We start from the raw sequence: 17,366 nt of genomic DNA on the forward strand, positions 1-17,366 counted from the left end.
GCTCCACACCTCCACTTCAATTCAGGAGAAGCCAACATGGCACGTCTGGCAGGAGTCGACATCCCGCGCGAGAAGCGCGTGGAGATCGCACTGACCTACATCTACGGCGTCGGCCGCACGCGAGCGCTCACGACGCTCGCGGACACCGGTATCGACGGCAACATCCGCGTGAAGGATCTCAGCGACGAGCAGCTCGTCGCCCTCCGCGACTACATCGAAGGCAACTTCAAGGTCGAGGGTGACCTCCGCCGTGAGGTGGCAGCCGACATCCGCCGCAAGGTCGAGATCGGATCGTACGAGGGCATCCGCCACCGTCGCGGTCTCCCGGTCCGCGGCCAGCGCACCAAGACCAACGCTCGTACCCGCAAGGGCCCGAAGCGCACCGTTGCCGGCAAGAAGAAGCCCGGCCGCAAGTAACCGCTCGTTCGCCAGAACTAGGAGATTTCAATGGCAGCACCCAAGGCGGCTACTCGCAAGCCGCGCAAGAAGGAAAAGAAGAACATCGCCGTGGGCCAGGCCCACATCAAGTCGACGTTCAACAACACGATCGTCTCGATCACCGACACCAACGGTGCCGTGATCAGCTGGGCCTCCTCCGGTGGCGTCGGCTTCAAGGGTTCGCGCAAGTCGACCCCGTTCGCCGCACAGCTCGCCGCCGAGTCGGCCGCGCGCCAGGCGCAGGAGCACGGCATGAAGAAGGTCGACGTCTTCGTCAAGGGCCCCGGCTCCGGCCGTGAGACCGCGATCCGTTCGCTCCAGGCCGCGGGCCTCGAGGTCGGCAGCATCAACGACGTGACGCCCCAGGCGCACAACGGATGCCGCCCGCCCAAGCGTCGCCGCGTCTGATTCTCCGCTCCGGTGGTCGAACGCTGCTGAGGCATCGTTCGACCCCCGGGGCATCCGTTCTCTCCACAACTCAAGATCCTCGTACCTCGCAAGTGTCATATAGCGGACACTCTGCCGAAAGGAATCCACAGTGCTGATCGCACAGCGCCCGACGCTCACCGAAGAGAACATCTCGGAGTTCCGTTCGCGTTTCGTGATCGAGCCCCTCGAGCCGGGCTTCGGTTACACCCTGGGCAACTCGCTCCGTCGCACCCTCCTCTCCTCGATCCCCGGCGCAGCCGTGACGAGCATCCGCATCGACGGCGTGCTCCACGAGTTCTCGACGGTTCCGGGCGTGAAGGAGGATGTCACCGAGATCATCCTCAACATCAAGAGCCTCGTCGTCTCGAGCGAGCACGACGAGCCGATCACCGCCTACCTGCGCAAGCAGGGCGCCGGTGAGGTCACCGCCGCCGACATCTCGGCTCCGGCCGGCGTCGAGGTGCACAACCCCGGGCTCGTCATCGCAACGCTCAACGACTCGGCGAAGTTCGAACTCGAGCTCACGATCGAGCGCGGCCGCGGCTACGTCTCGGCCAGCCAGAACCGCAACGAGTACAGCGAAGCCGGCCAGATCCCGGTCGACTCGATCTACTCACCGGTGCTCAAGGTCACCTACCGCGTCGAGGCCACCCGTGCCGGCGAGCGCACCGACTTCGACCGCCTCGTGGTCGACGTCGAGACGAAGTCGGCCATCACCCCGCGTGACGCGATCGCGTCGGCGGGCCGCACGCTCACCGAGCTGTTCGGTCTCGCCCGCGAGCTCAACACCGCGGCAGAGGGCATCGAGATCGGCCCCGCGCCGGTCGACGCCGTGCTCTCCAGCGAGCTCTCGATCCCGATCGAAGACCTCGACCTGTCGGTGCGCAGCTACAACTGCCTGAAGCGCGAGGGCATCAACACCGTGTCCGAGCTCGTCGCGCTCTCGGAGTCGCAGCTCATGAACATCCGCAACTTCGGTCAGAAGTCGGTGGATGAGGTCAAGGACAAGCTCACCGAGATGGGGCTGTCGCTCAAGGATTCGGTTCCCGGATTCGACGGCGCCCACTTCTACACGGGCTTCGACGACGAGAGCTGACGCCGGCCGAGCCGGCCGCCGCACCCACCCCCCTGACTACTGGAGATAACGAACCATGCCGAAGCCCACGAAGGGCCCCCGCCTCGGAGGCGGACCCGCCCACGAGCGGTTGATGCTCGCGAACCTCGCCGCTGCGTTGTTCACGCACAAGCGAATCACCACGACCGAGACGAAGGCCAAGCGCCTGCGTCCGCTCGCCGAACGACTCGTCACCTTCGGGAAGCGCGGCGACCTGCACGCGCGCCGTCGCGTGCTCGGCGTCATCGGCGACAAGACGGTCGTGCACGAGCTGTTCACGGTCATCGCGCCGCAGGTGGCCGACCGTGAGGGCGGCTACACCCGCATCACGAAGATCGGCAACCGCAAGGGCGACAATGCCCCCATGGCCGTCATCGAGCTCGTGCTCGAGCCCGTGACCCCGAAGCAGCGCGCGGCGAAGCCCGCCGCCGCTTCGGCGCCGGTCGTCGACGAGGCGCCGGTCGAGGAGACCGCCGCCGAGGAGACCCCCGCCGAGGTCGTGACCGAGGCGGAAGCCGCGGTCGACGAGGCCGCGGGTTCCGAGGCAGCTGCCGAGGAGTCGGCCGAGGCCAAGTAGTCTCGACACGTTCACGAAGGGCCCCGGTGCACGAGCACCGGGGCCCTTCGTCATTCCGCTCGCGCCACCGCTGTCGTGCCGGCGAGGATCAGCTCGCGCGTCTCTCCTCGAGGGTCGGGGTCTCGAGCGCGCGCCGAGTGATGAGGCGGACTGCGATGGCGATGACCCATGCCCAGAAGATGAAGTACGGGATGATCCAGATCCAGCCCTCCCAGGCGTAGCGCACTGCGATCAGGCCGGCCCCGCCGCCGATCGCCCACCAGCCCCACCACGCGGGGAGTACGCGGCCGGCGAGCAGCACCCACCCGCTCGCGATCGCGAAGCTGCCGACTGCCAGCCAGGTGTTCGCGAAGCCGAGGTTGCCGAGATCGAAGGCGAAGGCGGCGACGCCCGGGTCGAGCTCCTGGCCGCGGTTGCCGGCGGCCTCCCAGCTCGCGTCGATGACCCCGTAGGCCGCGACGACCGTGCCCGAGACGAGGGCGACGATGGAACGCCAGGCCGGCTCTCCCTCGACGCGCCGCAGCAGTGTGGTGAAGCCGACCACGAACCACAGGAAGGCCAGCATGCCGATCGACGCGGTGGCTTCGGCCGCGGCGATCCACGGCGTATCGGCATTCCGGAAGAACTCCGCGGCCTCCTCATTCGTGGCGTCGAAGGCCGGCTCGCCCAATGTCGAGATCGCGATGATCGGCGCGAAGAGGAGGACGACGGCGACGATCGCAGTGACGCCGGTGGTCCTGGCGAGGCCGCGCCACCGCTCGGGTGTGGTGCTTGGCGTGGAGTGATCGGTCATGGCGATCTCCTGTCGTCGTCGACCTCTCCAGTATGGCGCGACAGCCTAGGCTGGTGCGGTGAACGATCGAGCGGATGCCGCAGCCGACCCCGAAGCCGCGAGCAACGTCGACACCGAGGCATCCGTCGTCCGACTTCGCATGGGCATCGCCTACGACGGCACCGACTTCAACGGTTGGAGCAGCCAGCCGGGGCTGCGCACGGTGCAGGGAGTGCTCGAGGAGGCGCTCGCGACGCTGTTCCGCAGGGCAGGCGTGGCACCGCGGCTCACCGTCGCCGGGCGCACCGACGCCGGGGTGCATGCGCTGGGGCAGGTGGCCCATGTCGACGTGCCACTCGAGGCGCTCGCCGCCGTGACCCGGTCGCGCCACGGCCGCCCGGCTGAGCCGGCGAGCCCCGAGGGAGTGCTCGCCCGGCGCATCAATGGAATCCTCGGCAGCGACGCCGACGTCGTCGTGACCGGCATCGATCGGGCGCCGAGCGGGTTCGACGCGCGGTTCTCCGCCGCGTGGCGGAGGTACGAGTACCGCGTGGCCGATGCATCCGCTCGCCGCAACCCGCTCGACCGCCGTCGCACGGTCGTCATCCACCGTGCGCTCGACGAGTCGGCGATGAACGCCGCCGCGGGCATGCTCGTCGGTCTCCACGATTTCGCGGCGTACTGCAAGCCGCGCGAGGGGGCCACGACGATCCGCACGTTGCAGTCCTACCGGTGGCAGCGACGTGACGACGGGGTGCTGGTGGCGACGCTGCGGGCCGACGCGTTCTGCCATTCGATGGTGCGCGCGGTCGTCGGTGCGATCGTCGCGGTGGGGGAGGGCAAGCTCGACGTCGGCGCGCCCGCCGAGCTGCTGCATGCAGGGGAGCGCACGAGCGCGTTCACGGTGATGCCCGCGAAGGGGCTCGTGCTGGCCGAGGTCGGGTACCCCGACAACGACGAGCTCGAGGCGAGGGCGGCGCAGACGAGGGCACGTCGCCGGTTGCATGTGCAGCCCGACCTGCCCGACGCGGACGAGCTGGAATGATTCCGTGCGCGGAGCGCGCCGCGCCGCGATTGGACGCCCGCTGGTCTGTCGGCTAAGCTTGCACTTTGGTGTCGTCGACTGCGTCGGCATCCGAAGATGAGCCCTCCACCCGGGCGTTCGTCTCGCATCGCGAACGAACTCCCGAACGGAGTGGGATTCACGAACCCCTCACTCGATCAGAAAGCAGCACTTCCGTGACGCGCACCTTTACTCCAAAGTCGAACGACATCCAGCGCGACTGGGTCGTCATCGACGCAACCGACATCGTGCTCGGCCGCCTCGCCAGCCACGCCGCAACCCTGCTGCGTGGCAAGCACAAGGCGATCTTCGCGAACCACGTCGACACCGGCGACTTCGTGATCATCGTGAACGCCGACAAGGTGGCCCTCACCGGCCAGAAGCTCGAGCAGAAGAAGGCCTACCGCCACTCCGGATACCCGGGTGGTCTCACGGCCGTCAGCTACGCCGAGCTCCTCGAGAAGAACCCCGTCCGCGCCGTCGAGAAGGCGATCCGCGGCATGCTCCCGAAGAACTCGCTCGGTCGCGCCCAGCTCAAGAAGCTGAAGGTGTACACCGGCCCGGAGCACCCGCACGCGGCCCAGCAGCCGAAGCCGTACACCCTCACCCAGGTCGCCCAGTAATTCCGGCGCACTCGACGTTCTCGAAATAAGGATTCACACCACCATGGCGAAGATCGCAGACCAGATCGAAGCGGCTCCCGAGAGCTACACCACCGAGAGCACCCCTGAGGCTGCTCCCAGCACCCCCCGTCGCGTGCTCAACGTGGGCGGCGCGGCTGTCGGCCGTCGCAAGCAGGCCATCGCCCGCGTGCGTCTCGTTCCCGGCGCCGGGAGCATCACGGTCAACGGCCGTGAGTTCGCGGCCTACTTCCCGAACAAGCTGCACCAGCAGCTCATCACCGACCCCTTCACGGTGCTCGAGCTCACGGGCTCGTACGACGTGGTCGCGAAGATCACGGGCGGCGGCCCCTCGGGCCAGGCCGGCGCACTGCGCCTCGCGATCGCTCGTGCGCTGAACGAGATCGACCGGGAGAACAACCGCGCCAGCCTGAAGAAGGCCGGCTTCCTCACCCGCGACGCCCGCGTGATCGAACGCAAGAAGGCCGGCCTGAAGAAGGCGCGCAAGGCTCCTCAGTTCTCGAAGCGCTGACGCGCTCGGGTTCGGTCCACTCGATGCCTCGGCTCTTCGGAACCGACGGGGTCCGGGGTCTGGCCAACCGTGAACTCACGGCTGACCTGGCCCTGGGCCTCGCCCAGGCGGCCGCCGCCGTCCTCACTCGCGGTCGCCACGCCGACGAGCTCCGCGCCGCGGGTCGACGTCCGGTTGCCGTGGTCGCGCGCGACCCCCGCGTCTCAGGTGAGTTCCTCACCGCCGCGGTGTCGGCCGGTCTCGCCAGCTCGGGTGTCGACGTGCTCGACGCCGGCGTCATCCCCACGCCCGCGACCGCGTACCTGATCGACAGCATCGGCGCGGACTTCGGCGTGATGATCTCGGCGTCGCACAACCCTGCGCCCGACAACGGCATCAAGTTCTTCTCGTTCGGCGGCACGAAGCTCCCCGACGAGGTCGAGGATCGCATCGAGTCCTTCCTCGGCCGTCCCAAGCTCGCGCCGATCGGCGACGGCGTCGGCCGCATCCGCCGTTTCGCCGACGCCGAAGACCGGTACGTCGTGCACCTGCTCGGCACGTTGCCGCACCGGCTCGACGGACTCCACGTCGTGCTCGATTGCGCGCACGGCGCTGCGGCAGGGGTGTCGCCCGAGACGTTCCGCGACGCGGGCGCCCGCGTCACCGTCATCGGCGCCGATCCCGATGGCATGAACATCAACGACGGGGTCGGTTCGACGCACCTCGGTCCGCTCCAGGCCGCCGTGGTCGAGCACGGCGCCGACCTCGGCATCGCGCACGACGGCGACGCCGACCGCTGCCTCGCCGTCGACGCGAACGGCGACATCATCGACGGCGACAAGATCATGGCGATCCTCGCGGTGTCGATGCACGAGCGCGGCAAGCTCACCGACGACACCCTCGTGGTCACCGTCATGTCGAACCTCGGCCTCCGGCGCGCGATGGCCGAACGAGGCATCCGCGTCATCGAGACGAAGGTCGGCGACCGCTACGTGCTCGAAGCACTCGCGGCCGAGGGCCTCGCGCTCGGCGGCGAGCAGTCGGGCCACGTCATCATGACCGAGTACGCGACCACCGGCGATGGCGTGCTCACCGGACTCCATCTCGCCGCCGAGATGGCGCGCACCGGCAAGACCCTCGCCGAGCTCGCCTCGGTAATGACGGTCTACCCGCAAGTGCTCGTGAACGTGCGCGACGTCGACCACCATGCCCTCGGCGACGATGCCGAGATCGCCGCGGCGGTCGCCGCCGTCGAAGCCGAACTGGGCGACTCGGGCCGTGTGCTGCTTCGCCCCTCGGGCACCGAGCCGATGGTGCGCGTGATGGTCGAGGCCGCCGAGCAGGCGACAGCCGAGCACCATGCCGCGGTCCTCGCCGACGTCGTGCGTCTTCGACTCGCGAACGGCAACGCCGCCTGACCCGCCTGAGTGGCGGCGCCGGACTGCGGCGCTAGAGCTTGCGCAGCAGCACGCTCGACACCGAGTGGTCGGGGCTCTTGCGGAGCACGAGCGTGGCGCGTGACCTGGTGGGGCGGATGTTCTGCAGCAGGTTCGGCTCGTTGATCGCATGCCAGATCTCGCGTGCGCGAGCGCGCGCCTGGTCTTCGGTGAGGCTCGCGAAGCGATGGAAGTACGAGCGCGGGTTCGCGAACGCGCCGCGCTGGAGCTTCAGGAACCGCTCCTCGTACCAGCAGGCGATGTCGCTCGTGCGCGCGTCGACGTAGATCGTGAAGTCGAAGAGGTCGCTCACGGCGAGGCGATGGCCGGGGCCGGGCGGCTGCAACACGTTGAGCCCCTCGACGATGAGCACGTCTGGGCGGCGCACGGTGACCTGGGCATCGGGGACGATGTCGTAGGCGAGGTGCGAGTAGAACGGCGCCTTCACCTCGGCGGCCCCGGCCTTCACCTCGCTCACGAAGCGCAAGAGCGCTCGCCGGTCATAGGACTCGGGGAATCCCTTGCGGTCCATGAGTCCGCGCCGCTCGAGCTCGGCATTCGGGAAGAGGAACCCGTCGGTCGTGATGAGCTCCACCCGCGGCGTGTGCTCCCAGCGGGCGAGGAGCTCGCGCAGGAGCCTCGCGATCGTGGACTTGCCGACCGCGACCGAGCCGGCGACGCCGATCACGAACGGCGTCGACTCGAACCGCTCGCGAAGGAACTCGCTCGTGACCTTGTGCAGCGACTTCGTGCCGCCCACGTAGAGGTTGAGCAGTCGGCTGAGCGGGAGGTAGACCTCGTTGACCTCGCGAAGGTCGAGCGGCTCGCCGAGGCCGCGGAGTTGCACGATCTCGGTCTCGCGGAGCGGTGCCGGCATCGACGGTGCGAGGGCGGCCCAGTCAGCCCGATCGAGTTCGATGAACGGCGAACTCTGGGGTGCCTGCGACGACGACAGGTTCTGATCGGGCACCACGTCAGTCTAGTGTCGGCAAGATCACCTGCGCGGTGGGCTGCGCGGCGGGCACCCAGCTCGCCCCGGATAGAATCGAGCGCATGTGTGGAATCGTTGGATACGTCGGTGAGCGAAGCAGCATCGACGTCCTCATGGGAGGCCTTCGTCGCCTCGAGTATCGCGGCTACGACTCGGCTGGAGTGGCGATCGTCGACGACGACGGAACCATCGAGACCGCGAAGCGCGCCGGAAAACTGCAGATCCTCGCCGACGAGCTCGAGGCGCATCCGCTGCACCGCGGTGGCACGGGCATCGGCCACACCCGCTGGGCGACGCACGGCGGCCCCACTGATGGCAATGCGCACCCGCACCTGGGTGACGACGGCCGGCTCGCCCTCATTCACAACGGCATCATCGAGAACTTCGCCGAGCTGAAAGACGAACTGCTCGCCGAAGGCTACGAGTTCGCGAGTGAGACCGACACCGAGGTCGCCGCCGTGCTCCTCGGCCGCGAGTACCGCGCGAAGGGCGACCTTCGCGAGGCCTTCCGCACGACGGTCGCCCGCCTCGACGGCGCTTTCACCCTGCTCGCCGTGCACCGCGACGAGCCCGGCCTCGTCGTCGGCGCCCGCCGCAACTCGCCGCTCGTGATCGGCCTCGGCGAGGGAGAGAACTTCCTGGGCTCGGATGTCGCGGCCTTCGTCGAGTACACGAAGCGTGCCGTGGCCATCGGCCAGGACCAGATCGTCTCGATCACGGCCGACGGCGTCGACGTGACCGACTTCGACGGCGAGCCGGTCGAGGTCGAGCCGTTCGACGTGGCGTGGGACGCCTCCGCCGCCGAGAAGGGCGGCTGGTCGTCGTTCATGCGCAAAGAGGTGTCGGAGCAGCCCGAGGCGGTCGCGAACACGCTCCTCGGCCGCATCGTCGACGGTGCCGTCGTCATCCCCGAGCTCGCGGACTTCGGAGACGAGGAGCTTCGCAGCATCCGTCGCATCACCGTGATCGCGTGCGGCACCGCCGCGTACGCCGGCATGGTCGCGAAGTATGCGATCGAGCAGTGGGCCCGCGTGCCCGTCGAGGTGGAGCTGAGCCACGAGTTCCGCTACCGCGAGCCGGTGCTCGACCCCGAAACCCTCGTGGTGTCGGTCAGCCAGTCGGGCGAGACCATGGACACGCTCATGGCCGTGAAGTACGCGCGGGAGCAGGGCGCGCGCACGATCTCGATCTGCAACACCCAGGGCGCCACGATCCCGCGCGAGTCCGACGCCGTGGTCTACACCCATGCCGGCCCCGAGGTCGCCGTAGCGTCGACGAAGGCCTTCGTCGCGCAGATCGCCGCCCTCTACCTCTTCGGCCTGCACCTCGCCCGGGTTCGCGGCACGCTCTCGCCCGAGCAGCTCGCAGTCCAGCTCGCCGAGCTCCAGGCGGTGCCCGACAAGCTCCAGACGGTGCTCGGGCAGGCTGAGCGCGTCGGCGAGCTCGCGCACTGGATGGCCGACACCCGCTCGGTGCTCTTCCTTGGCCGCCACGTGGGCTATCCGATCGCGCTCGAGGGCGCGCTCAAGCTCAAGGAGCTCGCCTACATCCACGCCGAGGGCTTCGCGGCCGGCGAACTCAAGCACGGGCCGATCGCCCTCATCGAGCCAGGCCAGCCGGTCTTCGTCGTCGTGCCGAGCCCGCGCGGCTCTGCGGCGCTGCACCCGAAGGTGGTCTCGAACATCCAGGAGATCCGGGCTCGCGGCGCACGCGTGATCGCGATCGCCGAGGCGGGGGATGCCGCGGTGCTGCCGTACGCCGACGAGGTGCTGCGCATTCCGCTCGCGGCCCCGCTCTTCGAGCCGCTCCTCGCGGTCGTGCCGTTGCAGATCTTCGCGATGGAGCTGGCGCAGGCGAAGGGTCTCGACGTCGACCAGCCCCGCAATCTCGCGAAGTCCGTGACGGTCGAGTAGCACGGCGACGAGGCCGGAGGCAGTCGTGATCTCGGGAATCGGCATCGACGTGGTCGACATCGGGCGTTTCGAGCGCTCGCTCGCCCGAACTCCCGCCTTGCTCGAGCGATTGTTCGCCGAGAGCGAACGAGGGCGGGCGCCTCGATCGCTTGCCGCGCGGTTCGCCGCGAAGGAAGCTCTCATCAAGGCGCTCGGCGGGCACGCGGTCATCCGCTGGCACGACATGCAGATCGTGCAAGACGACGAGGGCAATCCCGATTTCCTGCTCGCCGGCGCCCTCGCCGAGCATGTCGAGGCACTCGGCATCGCACGAGTCCACCTCTCGATGAGCCACGACGCCGGTCTCGCGAGCGCCTTCGTCGTGCTCGAGGGAGCCGACACCGCCGAGCCGCCAGCACGTTCGAGTGCCGGCGATGAGTGAGACGCCGGGCGCACCACGCTCCTTCCGGGAGGCGGTCGTCGACCTCGCCGCGATCCGGGCCAATGTCGCTGCACTCGCAGCGCACGTCGCGCCCGCGTTGTCGATGGCGGTCGTCAAGGCCGATGCCTACGGCCACGGCGCCGTGCCGGTGGCTCGGGCGGCCCTCGACGGCGGAGCAGACTGGCTCGGGGCGGCCGACGTCGATGAGGCGATCGCACTCCGCGACGCCGGCATCACGGCGCCGCTGCTCGCCTGGCTCCACGATCCCGGCGCCGGGTTCGCGCCGGCGATCGAGCGCGACATCGACCTCGGCGTCTCGTCGCTCGAGCAGCTGCACGAGATCGTGCGGGCTGCGGCATCCGTCGACAGGATCGCGGCGGTGCACCTGAAGATCGACACCGGACTCAGCCGCAACGGCGTCGCACCCTCGAACTGGGAGCGCGTCGTCGGGGCCGCCGCAGAGCTCGAGCGCCACGGCCGGCTGCGCGTGCGCGGTGTGTTCAGCCACCTCGCGAACGCCTCGCCCGCCGAGGATGCCGCACAACTGGCCGCTTTCGAGCGGGCGCTCGACGCGGCATCCGCAGCTGGCCTCACCCCTGAGCTGCGCCACCTCGCCTCGACCGCGGCCGCGTTGCGCCTGCCCGAGGCACGGTTCGACCTCGTGCGGCTCGGCATCGGCATCTATGGAGTGCCGCCGTACGGCGACGGCACCACGGCCGCCGACCTCGGCCTCGTTCCCGCGATGACGCTGCGGGGCAGGGTCGTGGCCGTGCGGCGCATCGAGGCGGGCACCGGCGCGTCGTACGGCCATGCTTGGCGCGCCGAACACGCCACGACGCTCGCACTCGTGCCGCTCGGCTATGCCGACGGGGTGCCGCGGCAGGCGTCGAACCGAGCGGAGGTGTGGCTCGCGGGCGCGCGCCGGCCGGTGGTGGGCCGTATCGCGATGGACCAGTTCCTCGTCGACGTCGGCGATGCCCCGGTCGCCGTCGGCGACGAGGTCGTGCTCTTCGGCGACCCGTCGTCGGGAGCACCGTCCGCCGATGACTGGGCCGACGCCGCCGACACGATCGGCTACGAGATCGTCACCCGCATCGGCGCGCGAGTGCCGCGCCGCTACGTGGGCGGCGCGTGATGCGCCTCGAGGTGCCGACCGCTGAAGACATGGAGACGTTCGGCCGTGAGCTCGGCGGCGTGCTCCGCACCGGCGACCTCGTCGTGCTCACCGGCCCGCTCGGGGCGGGCAAGACGACGCTCACACGCGGCATCGGCGCCGGCCTGGGCGTGCGAGGGCCGGTGCAGAGCCCCACGTTCGTGCTCGCCCGAACGCACCCGAGCCTCGTCGGCGGGCCGCCGCTCGTGCACGTCGACGCCTACCGGCTCGGCAGCGCCGCACAGCTCGACGACCTCGACCTCGACTTCGACCACGCGGTCGTCGTGGCGGAGTGGGGCGCGGGCCTCCTCGACGACGTGAGCGAGTCATGGCTCGAGATCACGATCGACCGGCCGACCGGCGCGAGTGCAGCGACGCCGACGCTCGACGATGACGATGACGATGACGATGACGAGGATGAGCTCGAGGCCGACGAGCCGCGCACGCTGACGGTGACCGGCCACGGCCGCCGCTGGGCAGGCACTGCCTATGTCGACGGGCCATAGGCTGGATCCATGCTCCTCGCCATCGACACCTCGACAGGCACGAGCGTCGCCGTCGTCGACCGCGACGGCGGCATTCTCGCCGAGGTCGGCACCGACGACTCCATGCGGCACGCCGAAGTCGTCGGCGGCTTCATCCGCGACGCGCTCGCCGAGGCGGGTGTGCCGCCGGGCCGGCTCTCCGGCGTCGCCGCAGGCATGGGCCCCGGGCCGTTCACCGGGCTTCGCGTCGGCATTGCGGCCGCGCACGCGTTCGCGCTCGGCATCGGCAGGCCGTTCATCCCGGTCGTCAGCCATGATGCCGTGGCATGGTCCTGGTATCACGCCGGCGGCACGGGCGGGCTGCAGGTCGTGACCGACGCGCGACGCCGCGAGTTCGCCGTGAGCGAGTACGACGGGCTCGACGCCGACGACCTGCCCGTGCGACTCACCGGGCCCGAGCTCGTGCCGCGCGACGCGGTGCCCGCTGCCCGCGGCATCCGCTTCGACGCCCATCTCGTGCCGGCCGGCGCCATCGGCATGCTCGCCGAGCTCGCGTTCGCCGCCGGGCGCCTGCCGCTCGCGGCCGATGCGCCGTTGTATCTCAGGGCACCCGACGTCACGCCGTCCGCCCGGAAGCGAGTGCTGCGATGAGCGTGCTGATGCGCCGCGCGAAGGTTGAAGACCTTGACGCGATCATGCGACTCGAGCGCGCGACGTTCGTCACCGATGCCTGGCCCGAAGATGCGATGCGCCGAGAGCTCGAGAGCCCCCACGGCTACTACCTCGTCGCCGTCGACGACGCGCCGGCGCCCGTGCCCGAGACCGACGAGAGCGACGCGCCGGATGCCGCGGGCGCGACGATCGACGGAACCTCGGGTGGTTCGGCCCGGCCGGTGCGTCCGCCCGTCGGCCTGCTCGGATACGCGGGCCTGCTCGCCCCCGCCGGAAGCGGGCAAGGCGACATCCAGACCATCGCGGTGGCGCCCGCAGCGCGGGGCATGGGCCTCGGACGCGGCCTCATGCACGCGCTCATCACCCAGGCCCGGCGCCGTCACGTCGCCGAGCTGTTCCTCGAGGTGCGTGCCGACAACGCGATCGCGCGGGCGCTCTACGACTCGCTCGGATTCCGGCAGATCGGCGTGCGGCGCGGCTACTACCAGCCCGACGGGGTCGACGCGATCACGATGCGACTCGAGGTGCCGGCCGCAGTGACGCGGCCCGCGGCATCCGGTGCCCACGCAGCGCTCGGGATCCAGCCGCGCCGCGCCGACGCAGGGGAAGCGCGATGAACCGCAGCCGGCCCCTCGTGCTCGGCATCGAGACCTCGTGCGACGAGACGGGCGTGGGCATCGTGCGCGGCACGACCCTGCTCGCGAACGCCATCGCCTCGTCCATGGAGGAGCACGCGCGCTACGGCGGCGTCGTGCCCGAGGTCGCCGCGCGGGCGCACCTCGAAGCGCTCGGCCCGGCGATCGGCACCGCGCTCGACGAGGCTGGCGTCGCGCTCGGCGAGCTCGATGCGATCGCCGTCACCAACGGCCCGGGCCTCGCGGGCGCCCTCATGGTCGGCGTGGGAGCAGCGAAAGCCCTCGCCCTCTCGCTCGACGTGCCGATCTACGCCGTGAACCACCTCGTCGGCCACGTCGGCGCCGACCTGCTCGACGACGAGGCGCCGCTCGAGACCCCGACGATCGCGCTGCTCGTCTCGGGCGGTCACACCTCGCTGCTGCTCGTGCGCGACCTCGTCTCCGACGTCGAGTTGCTCGGCGAGACGATCGACGATGCTGCGGGTGAGGCGTTCGACAAGGTCGCGCGCGTGCTCGGCCTGCCGTATCCCGGCGGACCCGAGATCGACCGGGCCGCGATCGGCGGCGACCCGGCGGCGATCCGGTTCCCGCGCGGGCTCACGCACCCGAAAGACCTCGCCGCGCATCGCTACGACTTCAGCTTCTCGGGGTTGAAGACCGCCGTCGCGCGCTGGGTCGAACAGCGTGAGGCGGCCGGCGAGCCCGTGCCGCTCGAAGACGTCGCCGCGAGCTTTCGCGAAGCCGTCGTCGACGTGCTCGTCGGCAAGGCCGTCGCCGCGTGCGCCGACCTCGGAGTGCCCCGGCTCCTGCTCGGAGGCGGCGTCGTCGCCAACGCCCGGCTCCGCGAGGTGGCCGAAGCGCGAGCGGATGCCGCGGGCATCGCACTGCGCGTGCCGCCCCTCTCGCTCTGCACCGACAACGGCGCCATGATCGCAGCGCTCGGCGCCCAACTCGTGATGGCAGGCCACGCCCCGTCTGAGCTCGGTTTCGGCGCGGATTCGACGCTGCCCGTCACCGAAATCCAAGCGTGACCGTGCCGAGTGCGATCCTGTGCATCATGCGGGCGCCACGATAGTGTGAACTCGAAGACGCCGGATTCGCCAGTCGGCACCGGCTCTGTGCGTGCGCCACAGACGGCGTGCGCTGACCACAGCATTGAGGGGACCATCGTGACCGATCCGAACACTCCCGAGCCCGGAGCACCGGTGCCGCCCGTGCCGCCGGCCACACCTCCCGCGCCCGGATACAGCGCGCCGCCACCGGCCGCTCCGGCCTACGGCCAGGCCGATTCCGCCTACGGCCAGCCCGCCACCGGCAAGACCAACACGCTCGCGATCGTCTCCCTCGTGGCATCCCTCGTCGGTTTCGCGACGGGCGTCGGATTCATCGCGGGCATCATCTGCGGACACATCTCACTCGGCCAGATCAAGAAGACCGGCGAGCAGGGCCGCGGCCTCGCGCTCGCCGGCGTCATCATCGGCTACATCGGCATCGTGCTCTCGATCATCGTCGTCATCGTCGTGATCGCCGGGCTCGCCGCCCTCTACTCCACCGGTGTCACGTCGTATTGAGCGCGTGCCAGCAGAACACGACCACGAAGAAGGGCGAATGCCATGAGTGATCCGAAAAACCCCGAAGACGTTCCCGAGGTGCCGGGAACGCCTGAGGTGCCCGAGGTGCCGGCCGCGCCCGAGTCGCCGGTCTCGGCTGCCGATGCCGACGCGGCTGAGCCGCTCGCGAGCGGGCCCGAGGTGCCCGAGGTGCCGTCTGCTCCCGAGCCGCCTGCAGCGCCTGAGCCGCCCGCACCGCCCGCACCTCCGGCTCCGCCGGAGCCGCCGAGCTACGGTTCCGCCACCCCGCCGCCTCCGCCGCCCGCGGCCCCCGGCTACGGGATGCCGTCCGATCAGCCCGCAGGCGCTGCATACGGCGCACCGGCGCAGCCCGGCTATGCGGCGCCCGCCTACGGCACCACGCCCAGCAAGCCCACACCGGTGTACAGCCTCATCTCGCTGATCGCCGGCATCATCGGCCTCGTGGGCTTCTTCGTGGTCTTCATCCCGTTCGTCGGCGGCATCATGCAGCTGTTCATCCCGGCGGCTGCCGTCGTGCTCGGTTTCATCGGCAAGAGGAAGGAACCGGCGGCCAAGGGCATGTGGCTCACCGGCATCATCCTCGGCTTCGTCGGAATCGCCATCGGCCTGCTTTCACTGCTCCTGTGGGCCATCGCCTTCGCGAGCATCGGAACGATGGACGGCTACACGTACTGATGAGGCACTCATGACCGAGCGTGAGGGGGTTTCGCCTGAGGGCGGGACCCCCGATCGCTTCGAACCGGAAGATCCGCTCGCGCCGTTCCAGCCGGCCGAGCCGACCTTCCGCGTCGACCCGACCGTGCGCGAGTTCGAGGTGCCGTTCGACACCGGGCAGCTGCGCTCGCTCTCGACCGGCCAGCTCCTCGTCGTGCATCGGCCCGGGGGCGACGAGGCCGATGCCGTCGAGGAGCAGACCCAGCGCCGGGTGTACAGCTGGGTCGCCGCCGTCGCCGGCACGATGGGCGCCATCGCATCGCTCTTCGTGGGTTGGATGCTGCCGCTGTCCATCGCCGCGATCGTCTTCGGCGTGCTGGGCCTGCGCCGAGAGGAGGAGGGCCGCACCCTCGCCTTCGTGGGCATCGGCACCGGCCTCGCGGGACTCGTGTTCTCGGCGGTGTGGATCGGCTACTACGCGATCGTGTTCGGCGCACTGCCCGCTTGAGCCACCCACGCGCTTGCCGGAAGAGGCGCCAGAGGCGCCAGAGCCGCCGCCAGCGCCGGCAGAAGTCGCCAGCGTCGCTAGAGTCGCTCCACGAGCAGCGCGACGTGCCGGCCGAGCTCGCGGGTGAGCACGATCGTCGCCGACTCGTCGCCGCGCAGCTTCAGCCGCGTGCGGAGCGCCGCCGGGTCGACGTCGATCCCGCGCTTCTTGATCTCGAGCGTGCCGACGTGCCGCGCCTGTAGTGCCTGCCGCAACTGCCGCTCGTCGGCGGGAAGCCGTTCGAGCACCCGGAACCCTCGCGCGAAGGGCGAGTCGAACGGCGCGTCTGCCGTGAGGTAGGCGATGCCGGCACTCGCCATCCATGCGCCGTTCGCGCGGGCGAGGTCGCCGATCAGGCGCGCACGGATGACGGAGCCGTCGGGTTCGTAGAGGTAGTCGCCGATCGGGCCGGTCGGAGCATCCTCGCTGTCGGCCGGAGCCGTGAGCTCATGGGCGGCATCGCCGCGGATCACGAGCGCCGCGCGGCGGATGCCCGGGCGCGCCAGCTGGCCGAGCCACACGCCGAGCTCCACCACGTCGCCGTCGAGCGACACCCACTGCGCCTCGGCTTCGGCCGGGATGACGTCGCGGTCGGTGCCCGGGCCGAGCTTGACGCCCACCGGCATCCGCGCGGCGAGGCCGAACGCGAAATCGAGCGAGGGGGAGTAGTCGGCGGCATCCGAGATGCGTCGCGTCGTGCCTCCGGTCGTGGTCCGGCGTGCCGGATCGAGCCAGGCGCCGCCGATGCCGCCGAGCGGCACGTCTTCGGCGCGCGCGTGCAGCACCTGTACCCGCGAGAAGGGCGTGAGGTTGTACGCGGCGATCGCGGCGGTGACCTCGTCGGCTTCGGCGGCCGTCACCTCGAGATCGATCGCGGCCATCGCGAGCGCGTCGCCGCCGATGCCGCAGCCGAGGTCGGCCACGTGCGTGATGCCGGCGCGTGAGAAGCGGCCGGCGTGCAGGGCGGCGACCCTGAGCCGCGTCGCCTGCTCGAGGCCGGTCTCGGTGAAGAGCATGCGCGAGGCGAACTCGCCGAACTTCGCACGGGCCTTCGCGCGCAGCTTCGACTGGCTGAGCACGGTGGCGACGAGACCGGACGGATGCCCCTCGCGGCGCAGCCGCGCGACCGTCTTCACGATGTCGGCCTTCGAGTCCCAGGCGGGCAGGCCGTCGAGGAGCCTGAGGCCCTCTGGCGAGAGCAGTTCGACGAGCTCGGCGCGATCCACCCGGCCACGCTAGCACCCACATCCGTGCGCTGGCACTCGCGTTGCATGAGTGCCAAATCCTGCCTAGACTCGTCTTAGCACTCTCGCTTTGAGGGTGCTAAACAGTCTTCGTCAAGA

At 70.2% G+C, this 17,366-nt stretch carries 21 protein-coding genes; 18 read left to right on the plus strand and 3 right to left on the minus strand.

The window, feature by feature from the left end:
- Positions 1-36 precede the first annotated feature (36 nt).
- The 4 genes from rpsM (at position 37) to rplQ (ending at position 2,558) form a co-directional block, all read left to right on the plus strand.
- The gene (rpsM, locus tag J7E25_RS06230) at positions 37-417 is read left to right on the plus strand and encodes a 30S ribosomal protein S13 (RefSeq protein WP_214868980.1); all 381 of its coding nucleotides are present in this window, start codon (positions 37-39) and stop codon (positions 415-417) included.
- 30 nt (positions 418-447) lie between these two features.
- Complete coding sequence (gene rpsK, locus J7E25_RS06235) at positions 448-846, plus strand: 30S ribosomal protein S11 (protein WP_022889749.1); 399 nt, start codon at positions 448-450, stop codon at positions 844-846.
- 130 nt (positions 847-976) lie between these two features.
- Positions 977-1,963: a DNA-directed RNA polymerase subunit alpha gene (locus J7E25_RS06240; protein WP_129520986.1), complete on the plus strand. Its 987-nt coding sequence runs from the start codon at positions 977-979 to the stop codon at positions 1,961-1,963.
- A 55-nt stretch (positions 1,964-2,018) separates the two neighbouring features.
- Positions 2,019-2,558: a 50S ribosomal protein L17 gene (gene rplQ, locus J7E25_RS06245; protein WP_214868982.1), complete on the plus strand. Its 540-nt coding sequence runs from the start codon at positions 2,019-2,021 to the stop codon at positions 2,556-2,558.
- 88 nt (positions 2,559-2,646) lie between these two features.
- Here rplQ and J7E25_RS06250 read toward each other — a convergent pair whose 3' ends face one another.
- The gene (locus J7E25_RS06250) at positions 2,647-3,351 is read right to left on the minus strand and encodes a hypothetical protein (RefSeq protein ID WP_214868984.1); all 705 of its coding nucleotides are present in this window, start codon (positions 3,349-3,351) and stop codon (positions 2,647-2,649) included.
- 139 nt (positions 3,352-3,490) lie between these two features.
- On the opposite strand from J7E25_RS06250, the gene truA reads away from it, so the two are divergent.
- The 4 genes from truA to glmM all read left to right on the plus strand — a co-directional run bounded on the left by truA (position 3,491) and on the right by glmM (position 6,942).
- Entirely contained in the window at positions 3,491-4,375 is an 885-nt protein-coding gene (truA, locus tag J7E25_RS06255) for a tRNA pseudouridine(38-40) synthase TruA (RefSeq protein WP_214869061.1), read from the plus strand.
- A gap of 194 nt (positions 4,376-4,569) precedes the next feature.
- Positions 4,570-5,016 (plus strand): 50S ribosomal protein L13, encoded by a 447-nt coding sequence (gene rplM, locus J7E25_RS06260; protein ID WP_129520990.1) that lies wholly within the window; start codon positions 4,570-4,572, stop codon positions 5,014-5,016.
- Positions 5,017-5,059: 43 nt separating this feature from the next.
- Complete coding sequence (gene rpsI, locus J7E25_RS06265) at positions 5,060-5,545, plus strand: 30S ribosomal protein S9 (RefSeq protein WP_129520991.1); 486 nt, start codon at positions 5,060-5,062, stop codon at positions 5,543-5,545.
- A gap of 23 nt (positions 5,546-5,568) precedes the next feature.
- A complete protein-coding gene (gene glmM, locus J7E25_RS06270) occupies positions 5,569-6,942 on the plus strand; it encodes a phosphoglucosamine mutase (protein WP_214868986.1) in 1,374 nt (457 codons plus the stop codon).
- Positions 6,943-6,973: 31 nt separating this feature from the next.
- On the opposite strand, the gene coaA is transcribed toward glmM, so the two are convergent.
- Positions 6,974-7,930 carry a type I pantothenate kinase gene (coaA, locus tag J7E25_RS06275; protein WP_214868988.1) on the minus strand — a complete coding sequence of 319 codons (957 nt, stop codon included), beginning with the start codon at positions 7,928-7,930 and terminating at the stop codon, positions 6,974-6,976.
- Positions 7,931-8,013: 83 nt separating this feature from the next.
- On the opposite strand from coaA, the gene glmS reads away from it, so the two are divergent.
- From glmS to J7E25_RS06325, 10 genes are all read left to right on the plus strand, one after another.
- Positions 8,014-9,864, plus strand: coding sequence for a glutamine--fructose-6-phosphate transaminase (isomerizing) (glmS, locus tag J7E25_RS06280; RefSeq protein ID WP_214868990.1), 1,851 nt, complete (start codon positions 8,014-8,016; stop codon positions 9,862-9,864).
- A gap of 25 nt (positions 9,865-9,889) precedes the next feature.
- Positions 9,890-10,285, plus strand: a complete 396-nt coding sequence (locus tag J7E25_RS06285) for a holo-ACP synthase (RefSeq protein ID WP_214868992.1) — start codon at positions 9,890-9,892, stop codon at positions 10,283-10,285.
- Positions 10,278-11,420 carry an alanine racemase gene (gene alr / locus J7E25_RS06290; RefSeq protein WP_214868994.1) on the plus strand — a complete coding sequence of 381 codons (1,143 nt, stop codon included), beginning with the start codon at positions 10,278-10,280 and terminating at the stop codon, positions 11,418-11,420. Before J7E25_RS06285 ends, alr begins: the two co-directional genes overlap by 8 nt.
- Complete coding sequence (gene tsaE / locus J7E25_RS06295) at positions 11,420-11,944, plus strand: tRNA (adenosine(37)-N6)-threonylcarbamoyltransferase complex ATPase subunit type 1 TsaE (protein WP_214869064.1); 525 nt, start codon at positions 11,420-11,422, stop codon at positions 11,942-11,944. Before alr ends, tsaE begins: the two co-directional genes overlap by 1 nt.
- A 9-nt stretch (positions 11,945-11,953) precedes the next feature.
- On the plus strand, positions 11,954-12,574 hold the full coding sequence (tsaB, locus tag J7E25_RS06300) for a tRNA (adenosine(37)-N6)-threonylcarbamoyltransferase complex dimerization subunit type 1 TsaB (protein WP_214868995.1): 621 nt from the start codon (positions 11,954-11,956) through the stop codon (positions 12,572-12,574).
- Positions 12,571-13,212, plus strand: coding sequence for a ribosomal protein S18-alanine N-acetyltransferase (rimI, locus tag J7E25_RS06305; protein WP_214868997.1), 642 nt, complete (start codon positions 12,571-12,573; stop codon positions 13,210-13,212). Before tsaB ends, rimI begins: the two co-directional genes overlap by 4 nt.
- Positions 13,209-14,261: a tRNA (adenosine(37)-N6)-threonylcarbamoyltransferase complex transferase subunit TsaD gene (gene tsaD / locus J7E25_RS06310; protein ID WP_214868999.1), complete on the plus strand. Its 1,053-nt coding sequence runs from the start codon at positions 13,209-13,211 to the stop codon at positions 14,259-14,261. Before rimI ends, tsaD begins: the two co-directional genes overlap by 4 nt.
- 138 nt (positions 14,262-14,399) lie before the next feature.
- A complete protein-coding gene (locus J7E25_RS18285) occupies positions 14,400-14,801 on the plus strand; it encodes a DUF4190 domain-containing protein (protein WP_214869001.1) in 402 nt (133 codons plus the stop codon).
- A 42-nt stretch (positions 14,802-14,843) separates the two neighbouring features.
- Complete coding sequence (locus J7E25_RS06320; RefSeq protein ID WP_214869003.1) at positions 14,844-15,497, plus strand: DUF4190 domain-containing protein; 654 nt, start codon at positions 14,844-14,846, stop codon at positions 15,495-15,497.
- A gap of 10 nt (positions 15,498-15,507) precedes the next feature.
- Entirely contained in the window at positions 15,508-15,984 is a 477-nt protein-coding gene (locus tag J7E25_RS06325; protein WP_214869005.1) for a DUF4190 domain-containing protein, read from the plus strand.
- Between the two features lie 77 nt (positions 15,985-16,061).
- Here J7E25_RS06325 and J7E25_RS06330 read toward each other — a convergent pair whose 3' ends face one another.
- Complete coding sequence (locus tag J7E25_RS06330; RefSeq protein WP_214869007.1) at positions 16,062-17,249, minus strand: class I SAM-dependent methyltransferase; 1,188 nt, start codon at positions 17,247-17,249, stop codon at positions 16,062-16,064.
- Positions 17,250-17,366 lie beyond the last annotated feature (117 nt).

This window comes from Agromyces sp. ISL-38, assembly GCF_018613935.1.
In the GTDB taxonomy this organism is placed as follows: Bacteria; Actinomycetota; Actinomycetes; order Actinomycetales; family Microbacteriaceae; genus Agromyces.